The sequence below is a fragment of the Moritella dasanensis ArB 0140 genome (genome assembly GCF_000276805.1).
Taxonomy (GTDB): Bacteria; Pseudomonadota; Gammaproteobacteria; order Enterobacterales; family Moritellaceae; genus Moritella; species Moritella dasanensis.
This window is the reverse complement of the sequence record NZ_AKXQ01000004.1, coordinates 143,671-167,848: the sequence shown is the minus strand read 5'-3', so window position 1 is coordinate 167,848 and position 24,178 is coordinate 143,671. Positions and strand designations below refer to the sequence as shown.

Genomic DNA, 24,178 nt, shown 5'->3' with positions numbered 1-24,178 from the left:
AAAAAAAAACCCGCAATCAAAGCGGGTTTCATTATTATTTAAATTTAAAAATGATTTATTACAGTAATTCAACTGACTGTTGAGCAATCACGAATTCTTCATTGGTAGGGATAACCATCACTGCAGGCGTACCTACTTCAGTGATAAGTCCACCAGTACCAAATCGCGCTTTTTCATTCGCTTTTAGATCTTCTTTGTAGCCAAAGATCTTCAAATAACTCAATACTTCACTACGAATTGGTAATGCATTTTCACCAATACCACCGGTAAAGATAATACCGTCAAGCGATTCAAGCGATACCATGTATGAAGCAATGTATTTAGCCACACGATATGTGAATACTTGGAATGCTAATGTAGCGCCTTTATGACCCTGTTCCATTGCGTCGATAATACCACGACAGTCACTGGTTAAACCTGATACGCCCATAAAGCCTGAATTAGTATTCAGCTCTTTAAACACTTCATCTTGTGACCAACCTTTTTTAAGCAAGAACTCAATGATACTTGGATCTAGATCACCACAGCGTGTGCCCATCATCAGCCCTGCTAATGGTGTAAAGCCCATGCTTGTATCAACACTTTGGCCATCACGAATCGCACATACAGACGCACCGTTACCTAAATGCACAGAAATGAAGCTGCTTTCTTCAATCGGTTTATTGATCATCTTAGCGGCTTCACGGCTCACGAAATAATGGCTTGTACCATGGAAACCATAACGACGAATACCATAGTCTTTGTAAAGCTTGTGAGAAATTGCACCGGTAAATGCTTTTGCTGGCATCGTTTGGTGGAATGCTGTATCAAATACTGCAAATTGAGGTAATGATGGGAAGGCATGCATTGCTGCTTCAATACCTTTGGCAGCTGCAGGGTTATGCAATGGCGCAAGGTCTGACAGATTACGAATTTCGTTTAATACCGATTCATCAATTCTTACTGTGCTAGTAAACTTCTCGCCACCGTGCACTACACGATGACCAACAGCCACAATTTGTGACGTAAAACCGAGGCTTTCAATTAGTACAACGATACGTTTAATCGCCAGCTCATGGTGATTACCTTCCGCTGCGATTGCTTCTTCAGATTTTTGCCCTTCATATTTCCAGCTAACCGCCGCTTCAGGAAGGCCAAAACACTCTCCTAATCCATTAAGAACAGTATCCCCAGTATTTGAATCGATAAGTGCGAATTTTAACGATGAGCTACCAGAGTTGATCACGAGTACAAATGAGTTCGACATGTGAGTATTGTTCCTGTTTCAGAGTATTGTTGTGACTTGAGTCACTTATCATGTGACCCTATTATTCAACATTTTTTGAATAATTCAACTTAATTTTGCACTAAGGTGATTAACATCTGTATTTACGTTGATCTGAGACAGCTATAGCGCGACTAAAATCGTTCTAAATATCGATTTAAAAACAAACGTAATGCTAACAAATAAAGCAAAAAACACCGTTAGGGCTAAAGTAGCAATAATATAGCAGTATTTTATATGTCAAAAAGTAATATCTAATGATTTTTAATTCTTTTGCATAAGGTATTGGCCAGTGTAATCTGCTGAAATATTCATAAATCATTGTTATTAAATAGCTTAAAAACACTGCACAAGGTCGTGCTATCAAGTTGCTTAGGCTATAACCCCCCCAACAGGAATTGATCATGTCATTAGTAGTTATCGCTAACTTAGCGGTGTTTGGTATTCTTATTTATTTATTAAATACCCAACAACGTAAGGGCCATACCCTTTCACGCCTGGTTTTATTAGGCCTTGTTTCAGGTAGCATATTTGGCTTACTGCTACAACTCGGTTACGGCGAAGGCAGTAGCACGATTACAGAAACCCTTGCTTGGGTAGATATCGTCGGTAAAGGCTACGTTGGCTTATTGAAAATGGTGATCATGCCATTAGTATTAGTATCGATGATCTCTGCCGTGGTGAAATTAGAGCGTTCAGGTTCACTTGGTAAAATCAGTGGTTTAACCATTGGTGTATTATTGTTTACCACGATGATTTCGGCACTTATTGGTATTGGTATCGCACAGCTATTTGGCTTATCAGCTGAAGGTCTAACCGAAGGCGCGCGTGAAGTTGCTCGTGTAACCGTTATCGAATCACGTGCAGGGCAAGTCAGCGATTTAAGTATTCCACAAATGTTAGTGAGCTTTATCCCGACCAATCCGTTTGCTGATTTAACGGGCGCACGTTCAACCTCGATTATTGCCGTGGTGATCTTTGGTATTTTAGTCGGTATTGCAGCACTTAAAGTCAGTGCTGAAAATGCTGAACTTGCCAAACCAATTAATACCTTGGTTGATGTTTCGCAAGCGATTGTCATGCGTTTAGTAAAAATGATCATGGCGATCACCCCTTACGGCATCTTAGCGTTAATGATGAAAGTTGTAGCGACATCAAGTGCCGGTGATATTCTTAATTTGCTCGGCTTCATCGTGGCATCTTATGTGGCGATCTTATTGATGTTTGTGGTTCACGGTATCTTGGTATCATTTGTTGGTGTTAAACCAACTGAATTCTTCAAGAAGATCTGGCCAGTACTGACATTTGCATTTAGCTCTCGCAGCAGCGCAGCAAGTATTCCATTGAACGTTGAAGCACAAATAAACGAGCTGAACGTGCCACCAGCGATTGCTAATCTTTCAGCTTCATTTGGTGCCACGATTGGTCAAAATGGTTGTGCGGGTATTTATCCTGCGATGTTAGCGGTAATGGTTGCGCCAAGTGTGGGTATTGACCCAATGGAGTTTAGTTTCATCTTATCGCTAGTGGCCATTATTATTGTCAGTTCATTTGGTATTGCTGGTGTCGGTGGCGGTGCAACATTCGCGGCGCTTATCGTGTTACCAGCAATGGGCTTGCCTATCGCAATTGCTGCCCTGCTTATTTCGATTGAACCATTAATCGATATGGCGCGTACTGCTCTGAATGTCAGTGGTTCGATGACTGCCGGTACCATTACCAGTCGATTGTTAAAACCAAAGACCGAATCAGTCGACAGCCCAGCAGAACAAACAACGGCTTAGTCAAACACGATGACTCGAAGATAATAACTGTAAATAATAGTAATAAAAAATGCCTATTAACAAGTGACTGAATTCATCACTATTAATAGGCATTTTTTTATCCACATTTTGTCACTTAGCGATTATTGACGAAATCACTTAACTATTATTCACAAAGTCACTTAACTATTATTAACAAATATACTGACGGGAAAAATCATCGACATTGACCGGTCGACCAAAATGATAACCTTGGTAAATATGTCCACCAGCACGTTGGATAAAATCAGCTTGGGCTTTATCCTCAATCCCTTCAGCTACAACTTTCAAGTTAAATGCATTAGCCATTGATATGATGGCCGTCACTAGATGACGGTTAACAAGTGATGTGTCTAAATTAGATATAAAGCTACGATCAATTTTTACCGTGCTAAACGGAAATCGATGTATATAACTTAGTGAAGAGTAACCGGTACCAAAATCATCTAATGCAATCCGAATTCCCAGTGCATCAATACGATTTAATACCTGTAATACACCATCCTGATCACCTAAAAAAACATTCTCAGTGATTTCAATTTCAAGTGATGTCGCCTTAACATGATGGGTTTCTAACAACGCTTGAATGGTATCAACAAGCGCCGGGTCTGCGAGTTGTAAGGGCGATAAGTTTACGGCCACAGAGAAATCGTCATGATGCAATGCCTGCCAACTCGCCAATTGTTTAATTGCAGTACGTAACACGAAATAACCTATTTCAATCATCATCCCCGATTCTTCGGCAACAGGTATAAATCGATCTGGGCCAACAAATCCTAACAACGGGTTATGCCAACGTAACAAGGCTTCAGCCCCGATTAGCTTTTCACTACCGACATCGAATAATGGCTGGTAATGCAAACTCAATTCCTCGTTAGTCAACGCATGCATTAATTGTGATTCCAGCTGAAATCGATCCATCAACATTGTTTTTAACGAGGCATCGTAAACTTGATAATCACGATTATGCAATTGACATTCAGAGGCTGAAACACTGCTATTATGCATCAATTCTAAGAAGCTTTTACCGTGTTCAGGATAAAGAGATACCCCTATACAACGTGTAAGCTTAACTCTCTGCCCAGCAAAGGAAACGGTTTCGTTAAGCCCTGAAATTAAATCATTAATAATAACCATCAATTCGTTGGTTAAATCATCATTGTGTTGCTGATAAATAAGCGCAAAGTCATCATCTGCTAGTAGGGCTAGGTGAATACATTCTGGACATAAACGCTTTAGTTTTTCGGCCACATAGCAAGTTATATATTGCGAGTACTCTAGCCCTAAATTATTACGAATTTGAGTCAAATTAGTGATGCGTATATGTATTAACGCGGCATTTTTATCACTGGTAATAATATTTGCATTAAACTGCTTTTCTAATTCATGAATATTTGGAAAACCAGTAAGCTCATGACTGTACTTTTGATACTCAATAATTTGTTCTGCTGATGCATATTCATCTATCTTTTTGATTAATCGTTGATTCACTTGTTCTAATTCTGCTGTTCTGTGTTTAACTTTCTCTTCTAAAATATATTGTTGATATAAAATAGTCAGGCTATTTTCGACCATATTTTTAAATAATGTTAATAATTGTCGCTCTGAGTCGGTATAGCCATTTTCTTTACTGTCTAACATACAAATAGTACCGAACGCTTTACCGGTAGGCCAATTAATCGGTAAACCGCAATAAGAAATTAATCCCAGTTTTGCATCTGGATTATCACACCAACGTTCAGATCTTAACGCATTATCGACAATAAGCATTTGTTGAGAATCGATCACAGCTTTACACATTAAGTTACCGCTTAACGATTCGGCATCCCCCACGTGAAAAGGATTTTTTTGGTGTGTATTGGTGACACAAACTTCGATAGTTTCTGGTTGTAATCGCATAATAAGTGATGTCGGTATCGAGGCTATATCAGCAACATGCTCAATCAGTCCTTGCCAATTAGCTAACATCTCGACAGGTATTTTAAGATTAGTGTAATTTTCCATGCGCTATCGACTCTTTTAATATCAGCTATGCAACTTGCTATTTAGTTTTATAAGCTAATTAATAATAAAATAAAAGTATTTCGAATATTATTTATCTAATAAATCACGAAGATAAAGCGGTATGCTTATTAAGCGAACTAAATTATATGAAACGGTATAGCGCCTTAAAGCTTCATATAATCTAACTGATTACGAAACAGGAATAAATATACCATACTGTCATTAACAACCTAAAAAGGATTAAATACGATGAAACGGACTTTAATTGCAGGCGCTTTAATTACCACCATCGCGACGGCTGGATATCTATTCACACAAAAAAAATCATCAAATGAACACGCCATATTAGATTACATTCCAGCAGATACAGCCTTGTTTTCTGGTCAATTGACCCCCTTTCCGATCAGAACTTACATTAATTCGATAAGTTACAATTATAGCCAATCTCCTGATGAACTTATTACATCGCTATACGAAAGTGAGAGTTATGATCCAGCTGATACCAAGGTCAATTTTTTCATAAAATTAACCCAAATTTACCTAGAAAGCATGGAAAATGTAGATACATTCATGACGACATTTGGTCTAGCAGACGAGGTACAGGCTTACTTTTATACCTTAGGTATGATCCCTGTATTCAAAATGGATGTGATCGACCCTGATGCGATATGGGCATTATTAGATAAGGCGGAAGTCGAAAGTGGATTTAGCCATGAACAAGGTCAAATAAAACAACGTGATTATCGTGCTTATAAACTCACGGACGACTCCGAGCAAGAACAGCTAACGTTAATTATCAGTCAGCACAATAATATCTTAACCGTCACGTTTAATAGCAGTTTAAACGCCCCCTTATTACTCGAAAATGCACTGGGAATAACGCCGGTAGAAAACGGGTTGGCAAACTCAACCCTTGTCGATGATATTATTAGCAAACACGATTTTACCAACGATGCGATCAGCTATATAAATCACCAAGCAATCGTTAAAGCGATTACCTCACCTGACGAAAGTTTACTTGGCCAGCATATTGCGAAGCTAATGGCATTACAGGATCAAGATCACCTACAAATATACCAGCAACCAGCATGTGAAAAAGAACTCACGAGTATTGCCAATAACTGGCCACGTACGGTATTTGGCTTTAATCAATTTGATATTAACGACGATAATACAACACTCGATATGTCGATGGTGATCGAGAGTGAAAATCAAACCATACTCTCTGCACTCACGCAAATGGTAGGGTTTATTCCTGAATACGTAAAAGATCTAAACAACACCGTTTTAGCCCTGGGTATTGGCATTGATGTCGGTCGTTTATCCCCAGCAATCAGCCGTGTTTGGAACGAATTACAACAACCGCCTTATGTCTGCCCACCATTACAGCAGATGCAATCTGCCATTCAACAAAATAATCCTGCGATGCTTGGGGTGATGACGGCAATGGCCAACGGTATTAAAGGTGTTTCGGCGGCAGTGATTGATTACAGTTTAGATGAAAGTCAAAGTGAAATGGCCATCAAAAGTTTAGATGCCATTATTAGCTTATCAGCCAGTGATCCAAGAACATTATTTAATATTATTGCGACGTTTAGGCCAGAGCTAGCAGACATCAAATTACCTGCAAACGGTAAAGTAGTGCCACTATCAACATTAATGCCATTTCCACCACTACCCGGGATCAATCCCCAAGTCGTGATGCATAAAGAGCATATGGTTATTTTCAATGGCGATAAAGCCGAAAAAATCGCCATGGAGCTGGGTGATACACCAATAACAGCCACTGGGATTTACAGCCTATCCATCGATTACAGCAAAGCCTTTACGCCTTTGGTTACTGCAGCAGAGCTCAGCGGTCAGGATGTACCAAAGGAACTTAAAGATATGCAGGATTATAATTTACGCTTAAATACAGGCTTGCAGATAAATTCTCAGGGGATTGAAGCGACGTCGTATATGGATTTGCAATCGAATTCCACTACGACGCCTTAAAAGCCAAGTCGATATTTACTTTTTAAAACTAAAAACCTACTTTTACAATAAATAAAAGTAGGTTTTTTGTAAGCGCTAGTAAGAGAAACATATTTACCTTTTTCACTATGTTACCTTCCGCATGTATATTATTTATTATACAAAACACGTTAATAATAAACATCAGCAATAACAATAATGGAAGTTGAAAATGATTGTATTCACGATAGCGTCGGTTAGTTCGCTCTGTGGGTTACTTAAAAATATCCCTAAAAATAAAATAACAGACGTCTTTTTTGATGATGGTACTCAGCATCATAAAGTAACTGGATTAACCCCCGTAGAACAATACTTTGATGTGAATGGCATGTATCAAACGCATACTATTGGATATACGATTGATTTGATCAATGGTGACACGATAAGACTCGATATTAACGGCGAGTTGTTAAGACGCTAACTCATACAAGCTACAATAGTTTGGCTTGATGAAAATACCGCATAATATTCGCCGCCAACAACAAGCTTTAATTGATTTGCTAATTGCGTGTCAATTGAAGCATAAATCATTTGTGAACGACGATTATCTAAACTGTGCTTACCGACAAGCCTTAAACTCACTTCTGTCGTCTGACTGTTACTGTGAATTTCATCGACAATACTGCGAAGTTGATTTTGGCTGTCATCCATATTTTCATCACAGCTAATAGTGACTGCTGGCGCTTTAAATAAGAGTAAAATGGATTTACCAACGGCTAAAGATAAGCGCGCACAACTGCTTTGAGTCACACAGGCATTAAGTCGTAAACCATTGGTCAGCTCAACCTGTAAATGTACATTTAAATTATCGTGGTTAGCACTCGCATCCGTTTGGCTATTGTCTAATGATAAAATAGTGCCTGATAATTGATTGCGCGCACTGGTTTTCAATGACAAATGTCCCATTACATCCAGTAAACTGTTCATCGGGATAGCTTGATCTTGCAAGGCTGCTAAGACCATATCCTGCATTTGTCCCGTCAATGCGTACATTTGCAGTAAACGTTCGCCAAAGACCGTCAATTTAGCGCCGCCGCCCCCTTTCCCCCCTTTTTCACTGTGTACCACGGGTTCAGGCAAACGGGTATTCATATCTTTAACTGAATCCCACGCGGTCTTGTAACTCATACCTGCAAGTTTAGCCCCCTGACTAATCGAACCACAGGCTTGTATTTGTTGTAACAATGCAATCCGCTTGGGGTTAGCAAACACTTTATCTGCAACGGAAATGGTCAATAAGGCTTTTAAATCCATGGTATATCATCAGCTTAAAAATGAAGTACATATTGTGCGCCATCAGTAAAACAATAACAACATCGTCGGTTGTATGCCTGCTAACAATCACAGATAACCGGATAAAACATGCACAATAAATTTATCTCCATTAATTAAATCTAAGACAATTTATTCGATAAAAGATGTGATCAACACCACAAAGCATAGGCAGCTAATTAATATAGGAGAATATTATTCTCTTTAACCGTGAATATGCCTCTATATAAGAAAAAATATTCTCCACACATAGGCGTACAGTTAACTATCAATGTAAAGAAGTGCAAGTCAACGCAAGTTAATGTAAGACTGCGCCAACAAACGTCATATTATGTGTTGCTGAGGTTATTTGTCAGCACCAATAAGGGATAGCGAATGAATAACCAATGGCAACAATACAAACAACTGCTTAATACTTTTGTAAAACCTGCTTTAGGGTGTACTGAACCTATCTCGGCCGCGTATGCCTCGGCGGTTGCGGCAAGTATGCTACCTGCAACACCAGAACAAATAACCGTTCACGTTTCAGATAATCTGTATAAAAATTCTATGGGTGTATTTGTACCCGGTACGGGTAAAATTGGCTTAGCTATTGCGGCGGCAGTCGGTGCGATTGCCGGTGATCCAGAGGCTGGATTAGAAGTATTAGCACAAATCACCCCACCGCAAGTCACGCAAGCACAAGCCTTGATCGATACGGGTAAGGTTATTGTTAAACGTACCGATTCAACAGAGTTTATTTACTGCCATGTCGAAGCAAGATGTCGAGATTATGTTGCGGTTGTCGAGATCAGTGGTGGTCATACTCAAATAACCAAGACAACGCTAAACGGTAAATTAGTCTTCAGTAACAATAGCTGTTCAGCCCAAAGCACCAGCAATATCACGGATGATCTCGATATCACCATTCAAGGAATTTATGATTATGCAATGGGGACCGAATTTACCGATATCGCCTTTATTCTAGAAGCCGCGACGTTAAACTCAACGTTAGCAGATGAAGGGTTAGCGCATGCTTATGGTCTACAAGTCGGCCGCACTATAGATAAGAATATCAAAAGTGGCTTTATGGCTGCCGATCTAAATAACTCAATTATCATGCGTACTGCCGCTGCATCCGATGCCCGTATGGGTGGTGCAACATTACCCGCAATGAGTAATTACGGCAGTGGTAACCAAGGTATTGCGGCAACGATCCCTGTCGAAATGATTGCCAAGCATTATAACGCCAGTGACGAACAACTCGCCCGAGCGCTTATTTTAAGTCACCTCGGTGCAATTTATATTAAGCAACATTATCCACCGCTATCAGCATTCTGTGGTAACACAGTCACCAGTGCATCTGCAGCAATGGCGATGGTTTACCTTGCTGGCGGTAGCTATGAGCAATCATGCTATGCCATCCAAAATGTATTGAGCGATTGTTCGGGCATGGTCTGTGACGGTGCAAAATCAACCTGTGCGATGAAAGTCAAAACCTCGACAAGCAGCGCTGTAACCGCCTTCATGTTAGCCATGAATGATACCCAAGCATTCGACCAAGGTATTATTGCGCAAGATATTGAAACCAGCATTCGAAATATCGGTATGTTAGTCACCAATGGTATGGCTAACACCGATACGACGATCATTAACATTATGTCTGCATAGTACTGACTGCAAACATAAATAAGTAATGCAGTAGACAAATGGTACTGCTGTACTACCATTACCAACGTTACCGCTAACTGAAATGGTAAAATAAGTGATTTATTTAAAAATAAGCGCGCCAGTGAAGATATTAACGTATATAATCCGCCACGTATTTTTATCTGACACCTTGTATCAAAACCGCTTATTTTTTCTTTATTGGGACTAACATGCACAATCTATCGCCAAAATCGTACCGACTCCCCCTCCAAAATAAATTGGTTGGCCTGTCAGTCATGATTATCATCGGGATTGTTGCCTTTGTATTGTTTTTCTATCATTCTTTTTCAACCAGTTTAGAAGAAGAAAAAAAAGCCCAATCTAAAAACTTCATTGAATCAGCGTTGGGCATTATCCAACATTTTCATCAATTAGAATTATCAGAGAAATTAACCACAGCCGATGCCCAAAAAATGGCAATGCAAACACTTGAGTCAGCAACGTATGGCGACGATGGTTATTTTTGGATCAACGATAATGAAGGTAAGATCCTGATACAGCCATACATGCCTAATTTGGTCGGCCTCAATATGACCGACTGGGCAGACAGTGACGGTAAATATATTTTTAAAGAGTTTGACCGAGAGGCGAGAAATGGCGGCGGTTGGGTTTCTTATACTTGGCCTAAGCTAAACACCACTGAAGAGTTTCCCAAAATATCTTATGTGGCACACTATCCCGCTTGGGATTGGTTGGTTGGTACGGGGCTTTATCTTGATGATATGAAGTCGAATATTTTTTGGGCCGTATTAAGAACCTCAGGTATTTTACTGTTTGGATTCCTCATTTTTATCTTCACGATTATTCTTATTATTAACTATTTTGTGCATCAGTTAAGTGAATTATCAGTCCGAGATTCACTCACAGACCTGTACACAAAGCGTTTCTTAAAAGAGATTTCACCGGCGCTATTGAATCACAATAAGCTCACAGACTATCACCTTACCGCGATATTCATCGACCTTGACCATTTCAAATCCGTCAATGATGTACATGGCCATGACAATGGTGACAAAGTACTAAAAAAAGTCGCTAAGATCATGCGTCAAAACGCCAAACAAAATCATTACTGTATGCGTTACGGCGGGGAAGAGTTTGTACTCATTGGTTTCTTTGAAAGTGAAATGGCTGCCGTTGATATGGCTGAAATGATCCGTCATCAAGTGTCTGAAGTAAGCTTTGTAAATGACGATAATGAGTATAGAGTCACATTAAGTGCCGGTATTGCATTGCATAATAGTCATACTGACGATAGTTTTGATAAAACATTAAAGCGAGCAGATGTAAAACTGTATGAAGCTAAAACTGCAGGTCGAAATCGCGTTATCATCTAACAGCTAACCAAGAAAATAACATTTAGCCTTGTTAATCCACCTTAACAGGGCTAAAATTTAACGAGCGTTGTATAACTAACTACATATCGAATGTATAACGAAAACAGTATCGCGGCATAGTATCAAAATTATAATTAATCATATGTCGAACAAAATATAAATGAGAGATAGTAAATGCCACCAAAATATCGCCATAGATTCAAACAATTCGCGACCTTTATTTTACTGACACTCAGCTGTAACGTCATCGCTGAAGAACGCGTGCTTATCTTTGCTGCATCCTCATTAAGCAATGCCCTTGCCGAAGTCGGTGATACCTTTAAAACTGATCGCATTGCCAATCCAACAAAAATAAATCCGGTGTTTTCGTTTGCATCATCGTCAACACTCGCAAGACAAATTGCCCAGGGTGCTCCGGCACAGATTTATTTGTCTGCGAACCAAAAATGGATGGATTACTTAGTCTCTCAACATGCTGTAGCAGCCGAATCGAGAGTGACCTTGTTACGTAATTCGCTGGTGCTCGTCGCGCCAAACAGCAGCCCGGTAGATAAAGTCGCCTTAACCAAACATTGGAATATTACCCAAGCTGTTGGTGATAGCCGTCTTGCCGTAGGCGATCCTGACCATGTACCCGCAGGACGTTATGCCAAGCAAGCCTTAGAAAGCCTCGGTTTGTGGTCGCAAGCTATGCCGTTATTAGCACGAGCCAATAATGTCCGTGGCGCATTAGCGCTTGTTGAACGCGGTGAGTCACCGTTGGGTATTGTCTATGCGACTGATGCACTGATAGCTAAAAAGGTAAAAACGGTGGCAACCTTCCCGGCAACGAGTCATAAGACCATTGAATATCCACTGGTGATGGTCAAGGGTAATGCTAATGCGGCGACCACTGCATTTTATCAATACTTGCAAACCGACGCCGCACAAACAATATTTATTAAACACGGTTTTTTGGTCCCCCTGTTTTAATGCACTATTTTTAAGGCTCTCTTTTTAAGTTAATTGTTTTTAAGTTAATAGTTCTGAGGTTAATAGTTCTGAGGTTAATGACATTTGTTAAGTGATTATGAAATTGCAGCCCTGCTGCTGAGTTTAAAAGTATCCAGTGTTGCAGTGTTATTCAGCCTGCCCTTCGGCATCATTTGTGCGTGGATATTAGCCCGTTGTGAGTTTCCCGGAAAGTCACTATTTGATAGCCTAATTCATTTACCTTTAGTGTTACCACCGGTAGTCATTGGCTACATTTTGTTAATATCGATGGGTCGCCAAGGCAGTATTGGCGCGGTGCTTTATGATTGGTTTGGCTGGAGTTTCAGCTTTAGTTGGCGTGGCGCAGCATTAGCAGCGGCGATAGTGTCATTTCCGCTGATGGTACGTGCCATCCGTTTGTCTTTTGAAAGTGTCGACATTCGCTTAGAACAAGCAGCGCGTACCCTAGGTAGTAATCGCTTACGGGTATTTTTTACCATCACCCTGCCATTGACCTTACCCGGTATTGTCTCGGGCATGGTATTAGCCTTTGCCCGTAGCTTGGGTGAGTTTGGTTCAACCATTACCTTTGTCTCTAATATTCCCGGCGAGACCCGCACCATCCCACTAGCGATGTATTCGTTTATCCAAACCCCGGGTGCCGAGCATGAAGCTGCACGTCTGTGTGTGATTGCGATTGTCATTGCGGTATTGTCATTAACTGCATCACAGTGGTTAGCCAAAAAAGCCCAACAGCGAGTCACCTCATAATGTTAACCATTGATATAAACAAGCAACTTGGCGACTTGGACTTGCAAGTGAATGCGCAAATTCCGATGCAAGGTATCTGTGCTATTTTCGGTCGTTCCGGTGCAGGTAAAACATCGTTGGTGAATATCCTTGGCGGTCTATCAACGCCGGACAATGGCCAACTAACCTTAGGTGCTACCCATCTGTACCACCAGCAACAAAAGATCAACTTACCGCCAGAACGCCGCCGTATTGGTTATGTATTTCAAGAAGCCCGGTTATTCCCCCACTACAGCGTGCGCGGTAATCTAAACTACGGTAATAAAGATAAAGACCAAGTACACTTCGATACGGTGGTGGGGCTGCTTGGTTTAACGGAGTTACTAAACCGTTATCCAGCAACGCTCTCTGGTGGTGAGAAACAACGCGTAGCCATTGGCCGCGCCTTGTTAACCCGTCCACAAATGTTATTAATGGATGAGCCACTAGCAGCGTTAGATCTGCCGCGTAAACGCGAGCTTATTCCGTACTTATTACAACTGGCTAAGACCCTCAACTTACCGATTATCTATGTTAGCCACAGCTTGGATGAAATCTTGCAACTCGCTGACTCTATGCTGGTATTAGATAAAGGCAAAGTGTTGGTGAATGGTCCTTTGCATGCAGTTTGGGACAGTGCTGAAATGCGTCCTTGGTTACCGGTCAAGGAGCAAAGTTCATTATTAATGGCAACCATTACGGAGCTAAACCAAAAGTACCGCATGAGTAAATTATCACTCGCTGACGGCACGTATCTATGGATCAATGGCATGCCTTTACCCACAGACAGTAAACTGCGGGTACGTATTCATGCTAACCATGTTTCGGTGTGTATAAACCGCCCAACAGACAGCAGTATTCGTAATATTTTATCGTCGACGATAGCAGAGATCATCCACTCAGAATCAAATGATAATGTGCAGGTAAAATTAGCGTTTGGTGATGACCATATCTGGGCGAATATCACTCCTTGGGCATGCGATGATTTAGCGCTAAAAGTTGGCCAAGCTGTGTATGCGCAGATCAAAGGCGTGAGCATGACAGAGAGTGAATTAGCGCAGTCATTTTAAGAGGTTAGCGGCGATATCGATTAAAAAGTACCGCTAAGCGACACTTTACCACTATTACTCATTTCAAGGATGCAGTGGTGGAAAATTTCCTTCTTCAATTCCAGCTGATGTAAATTGAACTTAATACCGACCTTGAGTTGACTAGAGTCTGCTTGAACACTGGTAACGAGCCCTTCAAGCTCGGCTTTAATATCGGAAGAAATTGATAGATTAATGGTTACCCGGTTACCTTGAAGTATATATATATCTTGATTTTCAAGCAGTAAACCGCAACCTGAAACAGAAAAGTCGAGCATTTTTGCTGGGCTCTTTCTTCCATTACACTTTACCTCGACAGGGTATACAACTTCGATCCGAGGTGCTTCACGCACTTTATGCGTAGCTATGTGTACAGGCATATCAAGCGACAGCATTTTAACCGGGCGGTAAATAATAGTATTAATCTTTGTTTTAAACGCCACAATATCTCGAAAGCTAGTGTCCGTAATAGCGCGAACAATGATATTAGCATTTTCCAGAAACACTTTCTCAAAGCCAGCTGCCACGCCCATCGGGTACTCAAGTAGAATGAAGTCATCTTTTTTATAACCAATCAAGCGAGATGCAGCTTTAAATTTAGTACCATTTGGGAGAACAACTTCAATAAGTAAGCGCATGCCTATATGCATTAATTTGAGTGCATCAATATCAGGTTCGGGAGTGGTAACATTCATATACGGTAGCTTTGTAGGGTTAATATTAAGACCGATATAATATATTTTATAATTCTCAAAATCAAAATGATTCAGCATAAATAATATGCTAAATCATTATAATTTAAAGTTTTATTAGAGGATTCGTATTACATGAGTTACAAACCGATTTCGATAGTATTGCCCGACGCACTTAAAAGCGACGCGAGCAGTGCCTTATCGCCAATAAAGTGATTGGAAAAGTTATCGGCGGCATCCATCATTGCTGATTTGTATGAACCACCACTCTGCCCTTTAAATTTAATCACCTTACTCACAGCTGCAGGTTGACCGATAGAAATTTGCATAGTGACATTAGCAACAGTCTTGCCTGTGCGTTCTGTCTTAGCTCTAAATTTCACTGGGATACAATCGTTACCACTCTGTAGCTTAAATCTACTTGATTGAATGGCACTCTCAATTGAAGGTAAATAGATTTTGTCTGCCATTCTGTCATTACTTTTTTTGACGTTAAAACATGTAGAGCCAACAAATTTATTTTTCTTTAAATAAAGAGTTTCAATATTCTGGTGATGTTTAATAGCTGATGTTGATCGTGACGAAATAGCAGCAGCACGTTTTGCAGATAAATCTAATACAGGTTGATTCGCTAACAAAAATAAATAATCATTCAAGTCTATCTGTTGTTTACTCAAAATGTTGGTGAACGATTTAAGCGCAATATTTAAATTACGCTCATACAGATCGACCACTTCGGATGTACGTACTTTCGCCATTGTATAAACAATACCATTTTCAGCGTCAATGTTATCCCAACTGATCTGAGGTAAAAGCACACCTGCACTGACAACCGAGTGAGTCGATGATGTATCGAATGAACCGATCATACCGGACGTTTTAGCTATCGACGAAACTGCACTGCTGACATTACTATTAAGCGCCATTGCTATATCAGCGATAGCCGCCTGTTTCGACGTACTCACATCTTCACCTAGCCCGATGCCAACTAAGTAACCAGCTGGACTCGGAGGTGTATTTACCCATTGTGGTATAGCAAACACAGGGAATGAACAAAAACTAACAATGAAGAGTAAAATTTTAGCAAGCATTTATATATTACTCACAGCGAGCATTTTTTTATAAAACTGTTGCTTAGCATATACTTTCTTTAAATAATTGCGTGTTTCTGCTGCAGGAAAATCGTTAACCAATGAAAAATATACAGCGTCAGGTTCTAATGTATTCGCTTTTTTTGCTAAAGCGGATAATGATGTTTTACCCGTGAAGTGTCTTGCTACTGCACCAATCCCCCCGTTATAAGCTGAAATAGCTAAATAAGTACGAATTTCAGGGTTTTTTACCTTACGTAAATAGTGCGCTTGTAAAATATTAAGGTAACCAGTACCAATATCAATATTGAACTCAGGGTTAAATAGCACTTCAGCCGGTAACAATTGCTCTTTGCCTAAAAAGCGTTTAGTCACATCTCTACCTGCTGAGGTAGGTACGACCTGCATTAAACCATAGGCGGGAATATGTGATTGAGCCATAGGGTTAAAGTGACTTTCGGTATGCATAATAGCTAAAATAAGATCAGGTTTAACATCCCATTTAGCTGATTTCTCCATCACTGAAGGTAAATAAACTAACCCTTTTTTTGCTACATTATCTTTTGGATAATTCATACTTACGCGTGTGATCTGCAGTCCATTACTCTGCATTATTGACGATGTCGTTGCCGACTTAGTTAATGCTTCAACATTTACGTCTGGTAACATCTTATTGTTTGCGACCAACTTACTTGGCTTTTCACTAGTCACAACTTTGTCTTTTTTATAAGCTTCAGCTGTTGTTTCAGTCTGTAATTCTGTTAATTGCGTTTGTACAACATCAGCAATATTTTGAGAGGTTAAATTATCACCAACAACTTCAACGGTAATCTTACCTGTTTCAAAATTAACCGCTCTTTTAACAGTATTATCTTGGCTGTACTGCACCCAAGTACTGCGGCTTGTTAATTCTGGAGTATCCCATGTTTTAGCGAGTTCTTGTTTCACTTTATTGAACTGTGCTAAGTATTCTAACTTTGAATTTTCGAAAGCATCTATAGAATTTTGTTTTGATTGGTTGAAGGTAGAAAGCATTGCCGCTTTATTTTCCGCAAAACTGTCTTCTGCTGCCACATTTTGAACTACAGCTAAACTTGTAAACAAGCTTATGCTTAGTACTAATGGTTTTACAAATCTAGCCATAGTCATTATTCCTTACATCTCGCCAAGAGCTTTTGCAATATCATCTGATAATTGCTTATTTGTAGCAGGGTTTGTTGTCGATACTGTTGCAGGTGATTTCTCTTCCACTGCAGCGATTACGTTTTCTACATTTTGTTTGAATACATCACGAGGTAGACCGACGTGAACGTAGAAGTAACTATCAGGTCCACGGAATGAACGAATAATTTCAACGCCTTCAAGTTGCACATTAGCAATCGCTTCCATTTCAGCTGATGTAGCTGAGCTTGCACCAGCAGCACCGTCAACACCTAAAGTGCCGACTTTACTCTTCACTTTTGAGATTATTTCAGTTTTCACTTGGTCTGCTAATTCTTTTTTAGCTTGTAAGATCGCTAAATTTTTCTGATGTGCAATCCCACCAGCTGTGTTACCACTAAAGCCAACAGCTTCACGAATAAACTCGTCACGGTTAGCATTTGGGTTACAGATCCAGTTTGGCGCTGCCATTTCTGATTTACCGTAGTAGTAACATTCTGCAGGTTGTGGTTTAACTTCAACAACAGCTTGTTGTGTGGTTTGACAGCCCGTTAAAGCTAACATTAAAGCAGATAGTGCGAGTAATTTTTTCATTATTATTCCTTGTTGTTTTTATTGTAAGTTATAACCAGAGCTCTCAGAATCTCTGGTTATAACAGCTGCTGTAGTAGGTGCTAATTAAAAATCATCTTCATCAATGCTTGGTGCATTAAGGAGTGAATTAGTTGTTGATGTTGATTTAATTTTCACAGAGTGGTTCGTCACGTTAGCTTTGACTTTGTTTTCTTCCGCTAATGAAACATTTGAACTTTGAACGACAGCATTAGATTTAGTCAGTTCTTTATCAAGTTGCTTTTTATCTGCAATGCTTTGTTGGATAGCACGGTTACCTGATGCTGCTGATTGAAATGCTGAACGTTCCATTTTCAAGGCTTCAGCTGCGCTATTACCCGAAATACCATAAGCTACAACATAAATCTTTTGTTGTGAAATTGGGTGAACAACTGTTTTAGTAAATAGTTTTGATAAGCCACTTACTGGGCGATTTTCGATTGACTGTTTAGTTGTTTCTGCAAGACTCGTTGCTACTTCTGTATGGTCTTTACCTTTTAGATCTCCACTACGAGTTTGCATTGCAATAGCAGCTGACTTTTGAGTTTCAATATCAGCATATAAAGCCATTGCCGCTTCTTTTTTAGCAAACAATTCAGCAATGCCTTTATTTTTACGTTTTAAAGAAGATGAGCCTTCAACTGGCATTGCATAAGCACCGATAAACCAGCGATGACCATCTTTATCAACATACTGTCTTGGTCCAACCAAAGTCGCAGCTTCTTGCGTTTTAAGCCAGTTCCCTACCGTCATTGCTTTTTTAGGTTTAAGGGGGAATTCTTCACCAGTGATGATTGCTTTAGCTGCTTTTTCTAATTTAGGGCTCCATACCATTAATGTCGCAACTTGATATTCTTCCTCTTCTTCATTCCATGATTCAGATTGTAATAAAATAGATGCTCCCATAATAGGCGCTTTAGCTAATGTCTCTACCGTACTTGTTGCTTCCAAAGAAACTGAACCTTTGATTGCTTGTGCTTGTTTTTCAATCTCAGACATTTCAGTTGCAGCTTCTAAATAGCGTTTCTTAGCTTTTTCAAATTTAGCTAATTTTTTATCTTGTAATTTACCTGCGCTGTATGATTCATCTAATTTTTTAATTAAAGCATCAGCATAAGCGTCTCTTCGGTCTTGCCAAGTAACACCTTTTAATTTTTCAGCTTCTGCAGCATCAACTTCTGCAAGCAGTTTCATTAATTGACGTTGCTGAGCATCAATCTTTTTTTCTAGCTTTTGATATTTTGCATTTAAAGCAGCATGTACGTCTGTACCAGGCGCCGACATTTGATCCATCGCTGTCATTTGAGTACGCATAAACTCAACCATCTTCGCTTTAGAGCCCATTGAGGTAATCAATGCATATTGCGAACGTTTAGTAATAAATGAATCATCGTATGATGGATCTTCAGTATTAAAACTCTCTGAATGCATCACGAATAAACGCTGTTTTGTAGGATCCCAGCCTTCATTCCAACCTTTAGTATTCATGAAATCTAGAACCTGTTGCTCAGCAGATACAAACTCTTCGCTAACAGCCTCTTGTACAAACGGAGCTTCCGTTACTGCAGTCATGGCTTCGAGTGCAGGGGCACTTTGCTGTGGAATAAAATCTTCCGCAAAAGTAGTCGGAGAAAAAACTAAAGCAATAGCTAGTGTTAATGGCTTCAACGTATTGTTCATCGGTATTCCTTGATTTGTTTTTGTGCCCATGCTGATAACTCAACATGACTGGTGATTAAAACTAATAATGAATGCAACGAGTCTGCTTCATCTTTATCGAGCGCTGATAGTGACTTCATTAAGTAAACCCAGGCTTCTACTGATGCTGGTGTTTGAATAATGTATTGATTACTGGCATAAAGCGCTAATTGTTCTTTGTTCGTCGCTCTAAATATCGTTGAGAGCATTTTCCATGCTTCTGCATTTTTTGATTGCGCATTAATAGCAAGCGTTAAATCTGAAATTATTTTATGAGGACTTTGGCCATGATCAAAATTAGCTTTTGCTTTGATATAGTATTCATTACTCAACGCAATATTATTAGTTAATGATGTGATATTAATAATACCTTTAGCATCGATAACTTTTGCTAACACACCGTTAAAATCATGCGGAGAATTAATCTTCAGCGCTGACTTACAATACTGATTTTCATTACAAAATTTTTCATATGTACTTGCGTCACTATGAAATTGAAGTCCAAATGGATAAACTGAATCACTCTCAATTTCACGATATATTAACGCTAACCTCTGTAACCCCAATGATTGAAAATAGGCATGAATACGAGCATTATCTTGATCTTTTAATGCTGTGCTGAAGAGCTCACTTTGTGCATTGTTTATATCAATTGCAGGTATAGTTATTTTGTTTTTTTCAAATTGTATCGCTTCGGCAATTTGTACATATTCACGAGTGCAACTTTTGTTATCGCGATCAAACAACAACTGATGTGAAATTAAGTTCTTCGCGTTATATTTATTTGATACATGATCGTAAATATCTTGACGTAGTTGACCATCGAATGAGATTGAACTCGGATCAAAAGAAACGCTTCGTTGTTTAATTTCACTGGCGAGCAATCCATAAAATGTTAATTCAGCAGCATCTGACTCATCAGTGCCTGAATATTTTTTTGTTGTTAGACACTGTTGCTTAACAACAAAAAATAGATAACCACTATCTTCATAAACGCCTGTATCTACCGTGGCATATTTTTGGTTATATAACTCCCTTGCATCAAATCCAAATACGGATTGAGATATTAAAAGGGCTAATAAAAAACTCAATTTTTTCATTAACTTCTTACCATATTAAAATACGCAGCACGTGGATCTTTCTTTTCCATATGTGGACGTCGGCCCTTACCTTGCGTTTTAAAGGTCCGATAGATCTCGTGTAAACCTTGATCAAAAGCCTCACTAAGCGGTCCTGAAAAACGATAATTCAGCGTCATTTTTTTGCCTGTTTTATCCCAATCCCAAGATTCAACACTGCCAGCAGTACCGTTGTTTAACACGTGCTTAAAAATATCAACATCGGTACGTTTCGCATTCTTCAGCACAATTTTATAAACAGTGCCTTTTTCTGCATTTTTAGCTAAAGATTGAATAACTTCGATACCGAGTTTCTTTTTCATTTGCTTATAGGCAACATGTTCAGATACTTGTTTCGCACGACTGACGGGCTTAACAACGATACGGGTTTTGATGGGTTCGTTGATAACCGTAAATAATATATCGCCGGTATAGTTATCTTTTAACGTCACAGTTAATGCCGTTTCTATACCTTTACTGCCCTTATGATCTTCAATTTGGCGCTGACTTTGTTTCAAAGCGAAAGAGTGAGTGGCTTCTGTTTTGCCATCGTTAAGTGAAAAGCCAAGACGTTCTAGTTCATCGGAGATCCAGGCTGATTTTGATTTGTTTTCAGAGGTGACCGTAAAGATAGGTTGACCTAAAACATTAAGGTAAAAATTAACGTCATTTAATAATTTTCCTGAGTTAACTTCAGCCATGAGAATGACGTAATAGCTACCACGTTCAATATCTTCATCTAGGATCTCGTATTCGTTAACGTAGCCTTCTGTCTTCGTTGACAGCGCCATCGTCAATGCATCATTAAATGTGCCCGATTTCCCTTGCAACATCACACCTTGAGCCTGTTGAACCGCATTGCGAATTGCGTCTTGTAATGCTTGCTCTCGTGCTTTTTGCTCACCGACTTTCATTGACGCAAGACCTTTCGCTTCAACAGAAGAAGAGCCGTTATTAAAGTCAGCAATACTTTGATTACTAGCATCTGTCGATATGATGATAGTGTTACCACCGCGATTCGAATTACCGGCCGTAGATTGAAGCTTATTTACATTTTTAATATCTGACTGCGCAATACTAATCGCGACAAAGTAGTCACCATCATATTGGCCTTTCTTCAACATTTTAGCCGCAGACAACTGGCCTTTAAAGCTCACATTCGCAACATCTATAAACGATTCTTTAGAGAATTCACTATTGCTATCGCCATCTGAAACAGTGACATATTCCATTGATGAACTTGTACTGCCACTCATCGTCACACCGTTAATCATTTCGGTTAACTGACGCAAAGCATTTATTCTAGCTTCTTCATAACCTTTAGCTTCTGAAGAACGGCTAGATGTACCCATGGCTACAACGTAATATCCATCCACCTTATTCATACCTGAACGCGTACCGCCACCACTATCTAATAGTGAAAATACATCGTCCATAGGATCACCAGCAACCGCCAGTGGTGATATAAGCAATAAAGCCGTTACAAGTGCTAATGCTGAATAGATATTACGAAGTAGTTTTTTCATTTTATAGTTTCCAATCAGCTGATGTACCAACCGATACAGCATATATTTTATTACGATCTAAATAATCTTTGCCAAGTGCCTCAAGTTTTTTTCGAATACTCATTGCATCTTTATCACTTTCTTTCCACTTAATAACTTCAAATGTACTTGAATGCTCACCGCCTGGTGTTAAATACCCCGAAGCTAAAGGTATAGGAAGACCAAACTCATCAAGGAAAATAATTGCTGGTATTTTAACACCTTGTGTTGGTAGCCCTTCAGAAGAACCCGCAGCAATAGCAAAACGATTACTTCGATAGTGAACGGCTTTTCCACCAACAGGGAATTGCTGCATGACATCTGTAACTAAGACTTGTAAACTTTTTTGTGCCGCTTCTTGGTAAGCTGCATCTATAACTTCTGGTTCAGTATATTTAAAACCTGCTATCCATTCTCTGTTCTTAGATCTGACGTAAGTTTTTGGTTCTAAATTATATCTAATAGGTGGGAAAGCATGTTTTATTTCACGAGTTGTACCATCGATTAACTTTGCACTCACAACGCTACGAAATGTTAATTCTTGATAATTCCCTCGTTCGTCACTAATTTTTTTGGTCGATGTCCCAAGTTGAACAGATGCTTCCAAAATATAATCAGGATTAAGAGCTTCACCGAGAACAATAGCGCCTTCTGAACGTGTATTTTCCGCCTGGAATGTAACTTCATAATCACGTGCCGTACTTGTTCTATCTAATACCACAAAACGCTGTGTTCGTGCTAAACCATCACCGAGCATGATTGCAGGCATTCCATTATCAATCGTAGTTTGAATCGAGTCTTTATCGAACCCAACCTTTGTAATGTACGGCGCAATTGATAAACGCGTAAATTCTTTAACGCTATAGCCAGCGGGTACAGTTATGTTTCGTTCATCCGAAAGACCTTCAGCGGTTACGATTTGTAACGTTGAATTTTCTCCTATCTCTGCTTCTTTATCAGCATATAAATTTGAAGGTGTTGATTGGCAGCCCGCTAGCCCAATTAAAGCTAACATTACTAATATTTTATTTTTGTTCATTCATGATCCTAAAAAACCCGAGATTTATAGCCTCAGGTTTTAAATTAATAAAGAAGATAGGTAGTTACTTGATGAAGCCAGCTGCTTTATTGTATTGATATTCTTGATATAGGCTGTAGATTGTGTCATTCAATAGTGCTAGTTGATCTACCGTTAGATCTACGTTGCTTGCTTCTTGACCCATATCTGAAAAATCTAAATTCCCCATTAAAGCTTTAGTATCTAATTGGCTAAACGCTGCTGTTTGTGCAGCAATTTCTAGGCCTACAACAGCTGCTTTTTTATAAACTGCTGTCATATATTCGTCATTAACAAAATCAGTGTATGCAGCTTGTTCTTCTTTAGACAACGTTGCCCAAAATGCGGCTTTATCTTCTTCTGTTTCTTGCATACTTAGACCAGCTTGGATCTGTTTTGCGTCATCGTTAGAGTTCAAGTGGTTAACATAGTCAGCATAAACTGGCTGTGCTTCAGCTGATAATGTGTTTACTGCCATACGAGTTTGTTCTAAAGGAGCAATTTTTGATGCTGTATATTCTTGTGATGAAACTTCTTGTACTGCAACAAGTAGTTCATCAGGTGTTTGCTCTGAAGCACCCATCATTGAACAACCAGAAATCATTGAAAGTGCTATTGCTGCTGCTAAAATTGTCTTCTTCATTTTAAATCCTTTATAAATATTCAATATTTAAAGTAATACGGCAGATAATTCAACTGTAAGACTTCCATGAAACCTTTTGCTAAGCTAATAACTAGCTTCAATCTAATTAACAACCAAGAGGTTTTTATTATTTACATTATTTTACAGTTGTTTACAGTTACTAATCAATCAACACCATTAAGCAATCAATTAACATCAGAGGTTTATCACACTACCTATAAAGTAGGTGTTTAATTCTAATTAAATAGAGGTATTTTTATTGGGGCCAATCAAAAGTAATCAGCACCAATTTTACTAACTGTATTTATTCTGCGTTATTCATCGCAGAGATAACT

At 39.3% G+C, this 24,178-nt stretch carries 20 protein-coding genes; 8 read left to right on the top strand and 12 right to left on the bottom strand.

The window, feature by feature from the left end; translation table 11 throughout:
• Positions 1-58 precede the first annotated feature (58 nt).
• Positions 59-1,246, bottom strand: a complete 1,188-nt coding sequence (locus A923_RS0104845; protein ID WP_017220530.1) for an acetate/propionate family kinase — start codon at positions 1,244-1,246, stop codon at positions 59-61.
• Between the two features lie 422 nt (positions 1,247-1,668).
• Between A923_RS0104845 and A923_RS0104840 the strand changes: the two genes are divergently transcribed.
• Positions 1,669-3,048, top strand: coding sequence for an L-cystine transporter (locus tag A923_RS0104840; RefSeq protein ID WP_017220529.1), 1,380 nt, complete (start codon positions 1,669-1,671; stop codon positions 3,046-3,048).
• 171 nt (positions 3,049-3,219) lie between these two features.
• On the opposite strand, the gene A923_RS0104835 is transcribed toward A923_RS0104840, so the two are convergent.
• Positions 3,220-5,070: a sensor domain-containing phosphodiesterase gene (locus tag A923_RS0104835; protein ID WP_017220528.1), complete on the bottom strand. Its 1,851-nt coding sequence runs from the start codon at positions 5,068-5,070 to the stop codon at positions 3,220-3,222.
• A 249-nt stretch (positions 5,071-5,319) separates the two neighbouring features.
• On the opposite strand from A923_RS0104835, the gene A923_RS0104830 reads away from it, so the two are divergent.
• Both A923_RS0104830 and A923_RS0104825 read left to right on the top strand, forming a co-directional pair.
• Positions 5,320-7,065 (top strand): hypothetical protein, encoded by a 1,746-nt coding sequence (locus A923_RS0104830; protein WP_017220527.1) that lies wholly within the window; start codon positions 5,320-5,322, stop codon positions 7,063-7,065.
• A 190-nt stretch (positions 7,066-7,255) separates the two neighbouring features.
• Complete coding sequence (locus A923_RS0104825; RefSeq protein WP_017220526.1) at positions 7,256-7,504, top strand: hypothetical protein; 249 nt, start codon at positions 7,256-7,258, stop codon at positions 7,502-7,504.
• Here the strand turns inward: A923_RS0104825 and A923_RS0104820 are convergent.
• Positions 7,501-8,337: a TOBE domain-containing protein gene (locus A923_RS0104820; RefSeq protein WP_017220525.1), complete on the bottom strand. Its 837-nt coding sequence runs from the start codon at positions 8,335-8,337 to the stop codon at positions 7,501-7,503. The two genes, A923_RS0104825 and A923_RS0104820, sit on opposite strands and share 4 nt — an antisense overlap.
• A gap of 393 nt (positions 8,338-8,730) precedes the next feature.
• On the opposite strand from A923_RS0104820, the gene A923_RS0104815 reads away from it, so the two are divergent.
• The 5 genes from A923_RS0104815 to modC all read left to right on the top strand — a co-directional run bounded on the left by A923_RS0104815 (position 8,731) and on the right by modC (position 14,209).
• Positions 8,731-10,005, top strand: a complete 1,275-nt coding sequence (locus A923_RS0104815; protein ID WP_017220524.1) for an L-cysteine desulfidase family protein — start codon at positions 8,731-8,733, stop codon at positions 10,003-10,005.
• Positions 10,006-10,214: 209 nt separating this feature from the next.
• On the top strand, positions 10,215-11,378 hold the full coding sequence (locus A923_RS0104810) for a cache domain-containing protein (protein ID WP_237716175.1): 1,164 nt from the start codon (positions 10,215-10,217) through the stop codon (positions 11,376-11,378).
• Between the two features lie 174 nt (positions 11,379-11,552).
• Positions 11,553-12,350 (top strand): molybdate ABC transporter substrate-binding protein, encoded by a 798-nt coding sequence (modA, locus tag A923_RS0104805; protein ID WP_017220522.1) that lies wholly within the window; start codon positions 11,553-11,555, stop codon positions 12,348-12,350.
• Between the two features lie 84 nt (positions 12,351-12,434).
• On the top strand, positions 12,435-13,121 hold the full coding sequence (gene modB / locus A923_RS0104800; protein WP_017220521.1) for a molybdate ABC transporter permease subunit: 687 nt from the start codon (positions 12,435-12,437) through the stop codon (positions 13,119-13,121).
• Complete coding sequence (gene modC, locus A923_RS0104795) at positions 13,121-14,209, top strand: molybdenum ABC transporter ATP-binding protein ModC (RefSeq protein WP_017220520.1); 1,089 nt, start codon at positions 13,121-13,123, stop codon at positions 14,207-14,209. The genes modB and modC overlap by 1 nt, the downstream gene beginning before the upstream one ends.
• A 20-nt stretch (positions 14,210-14,229) precedes the next feature.
• Here the strand turns inward: modC and A923_RS0104790 are convergent, their stop codons facing one another.
• The 9 genes from A923_RS0104790 to A923_RS0104750 all read right to left on the bottom strand — a co-directional run bounded on the left by A923_RS0104790 (position 14,230) and on the right by A923_RS0104750 (position 23,843).
• A complete protein-coding gene (locus tag A923_RS0104790) occupies positions 14,230-14,922 on the bottom strand; it encodes a flagellar brake domain-containing protein (protein WP_237716174.1) in 693 nt (230 codons plus the stop codon).
• A 137-nt stretch (positions 14,923-15,059) separates the two neighbouring features.
• The gene (locus tag A923_RS0104785) at positions 15,060-16,010 is read right to left on the bottom strand and encodes an LPP20 family lipoprotein (RefSeq protein WP_017220518.1); all 951 of its coding nucleotides are present in this window, start codon (positions 16,008-16,010) and stop codon (positions 15,060-15,062) included.
• On the bottom strand, positions 16,011-17,153 hold the full coding sequence (locus tag A923_RS0104780) for a transglycosylase SLT domain-containing protein (RefSeq protein WP_017220517.1): 1,143 nt from the start codon (positions 17,151-17,153) through the stop codon (positions 16,011-16,013).
• A 12-nt stretch (positions 17,154-17,165) separates the two neighbouring features.
• Positions 17,166-17,765, bottom strand: coding sequence for an LPP20 family lipoprotein (locus A923_RS0104775; RefSeq protein ID WP_017220516.1), 600 nt, complete (start codon positions 17,763-17,765; stop codon positions 17,166-17,168).
• A gap of 84 nt (positions 17,766-17,849) precedes the next feature.
• A complete protein-coding gene (locus A923_RS0104770; protein WP_017220515.1) occupies positions 17,850-19,463 on the bottom strand; it encodes a hypothetical protein in 1,614 nt (537 codons plus the stop codon).
• On the bottom strand, positions 19,460-20,581 hold the full coding sequence (locus A923_RS0104765) for a hypothetical protein (RefSeq protein ID WP_017220514.1): 1,122 nt from the start codon (positions 20,579-20,581) through the stop codon (positions 19,460-19,462). The genes A923_RS0104770 and A923_RS0104765 overlap by 4 nt, the downstream gene beginning before the upstream one ends.
• Entirely contained in the window at positions 20,581-22,125 is a 1,545-nt protein-coding gene (locus A923_RS0104760; protein WP_017220513.1) for a flagellar assembly protein T N-terminal domain-containing protein, read from the bottom strand. The genes A923_RS0104765 and A923_RS0104760 overlap by 1 nt, the downstream gene beginning before the upstream one ends.
• 1 nt (position 22,126) lies before the next feature.
• Positions 22,127-23,182: a hypothetical protein gene (locus tag A923_RS0104755; protein ID WP_017220512.1), complete on the bottom strand. Its 1,056-nt coding sequence runs from the start codon at positions 23,180-23,182 to the stop codon at positions 22,127-22,129.
• Positions 23,183-23,246: 64 nt separating this feature from the next.
• Positions 23,247-23,843: a hypothetical protein gene (locus tag A923_RS0104750; protein WP_017220511.1), complete on the bottom strand. Its 597-nt coding sequence runs from the start codon at positions 23,841-23,843 to the stop codon at positions 23,247-23,249.
• Positions 23,844-24,178 lie beyond the last annotated feature (335 nt).

Bases quoted from the DNA above. Each gene is read 5' to 3' on its own strand.
- A923_RS0104845 (WP_017220530.1), bottom strand. From the start codon at position 1,246: ATGTCGAACTCATTTGTACTCGTGATCAACTCTGGTAGCTCATCGTTA.
- A923_RS0104840 (WP_017220529.1), top strand. From the start codon at position 1,669: ATGTCATTAGTAGTTATCGCTAACTTAGCGGTGTTTGGTATTCTTATT.
- A923_RS0104835 (WP_017220528.1), bottom strand. From the start codon at position 5,070: ATGGAAAATTACACTAATCTTAAAATACCTGTCGAGATGTTAGCTAAT.
- A923_RS0104830 (WP_017220527.1), top strand. From the start codon at position 5,320: ATGAAACGGACTTTAATTGCAGGCGCTTTAATTACCACCATCGCGACG.
- A923_RS0104825 (WP_017220526.1), top strand. From the start codon at position 7,256: ATGATTGTATTCACGATAGCGTCGGTTAGTTCGCTCTGTGGGTTACTT.
- A923_RS0104820 (WP_017220525.1), bottom strand. From the start codon at position 8,337: ATGGATTTAAAAGCCTTATTGACCATTTCCGTTGCAGATAAAGTGTTT.
- A923_RS0104815 (WP_017220524.1), top strand. From the start codon at position 8,731: ATGAATAACCAATGGCAACAATACAAACAACTGCTTAATACTTTTGTA.
- A923_RS0104810 (WP_237716175.1), top strand. From the start codon at position 10,215: ATGCACAATCTATCGCCAAAATCGTACCGACTCCCCCTCCAAAATAAA.
- modA (WP_017220522.1), top strand. From the start codon at position 11,553: ATGCCACCAAAATATCGCCATAGATTCAAACAATTCGCGACCTTTATT.
- modC (WP_017220520.1), top strand. From the start codon at position 13,121: ATGTTAACCATTGATATAAACAAGCAACTTGGCGACTTGGACTTGCAA.
- A923_RS0104790 (WP_237716174.1), bottom strand. From the start codon at position 14,922: ATGAATGTTACCACTCCCGAACCTGATATTGATGCACTCAAATTAATG.
- A923_RS0104785 (WP_017220518.1), bottom strand. From the start codon at position 16,010: ATGCTTGCTAAAATTTTACTCTTCATTGTTAGTTTTTGTTCATTCCCT.
- A923_RS0104780 (WP_017220517.1), bottom strand. From the start codon at position 17,153: ATGGCTAGATTTGTAAAACCATTAGTACTAAGCATAAGCTTGTTTACA.
- A923_RS0104775 (WP_017220516.1), bottom strand. From the start codon at position 17,765: ATGAAAAAATTACTCGCACTATCTGCTTTAATGTTAGCTTTAACGGGC.
- A923_RS0104770 (WP_017220515.1), bottom strand. From the start codon at position 19,463: ATGAACAATACGTTGAAGCCATTAACACTAGCTATTGCTTTAGTTTTT.
- A923_RS0104765 (WP_017220514.1), bottom strand. From the start codon at position 20,581: ATGAAAAAATTGAGTTTTTTATTAGCCCTTTTAATATCTCAATCCGTA.
- A923_RS0104760 (WP_017220513.1), bottom strand. From the start codon at position 22,125: ATGAAAAAACTACTTCGTAATATCTATTCAGCATTAGCACTTGTAACG.
- A923_RS0104755 (WP_017220512.1), bottom strand. From the start codon at position 23,182: ATGAACAAAAATAAAATATTAGTAATGTTAGCTTTAATTGGGCTAGCG.
- A923_RS0104750 (WP_017220511.1), bottom strand. From the start codon at position 23,843: ATGAAGAAGACAATTTTAGCAGCAGCAATAGCACTTTCAATGATTTCT.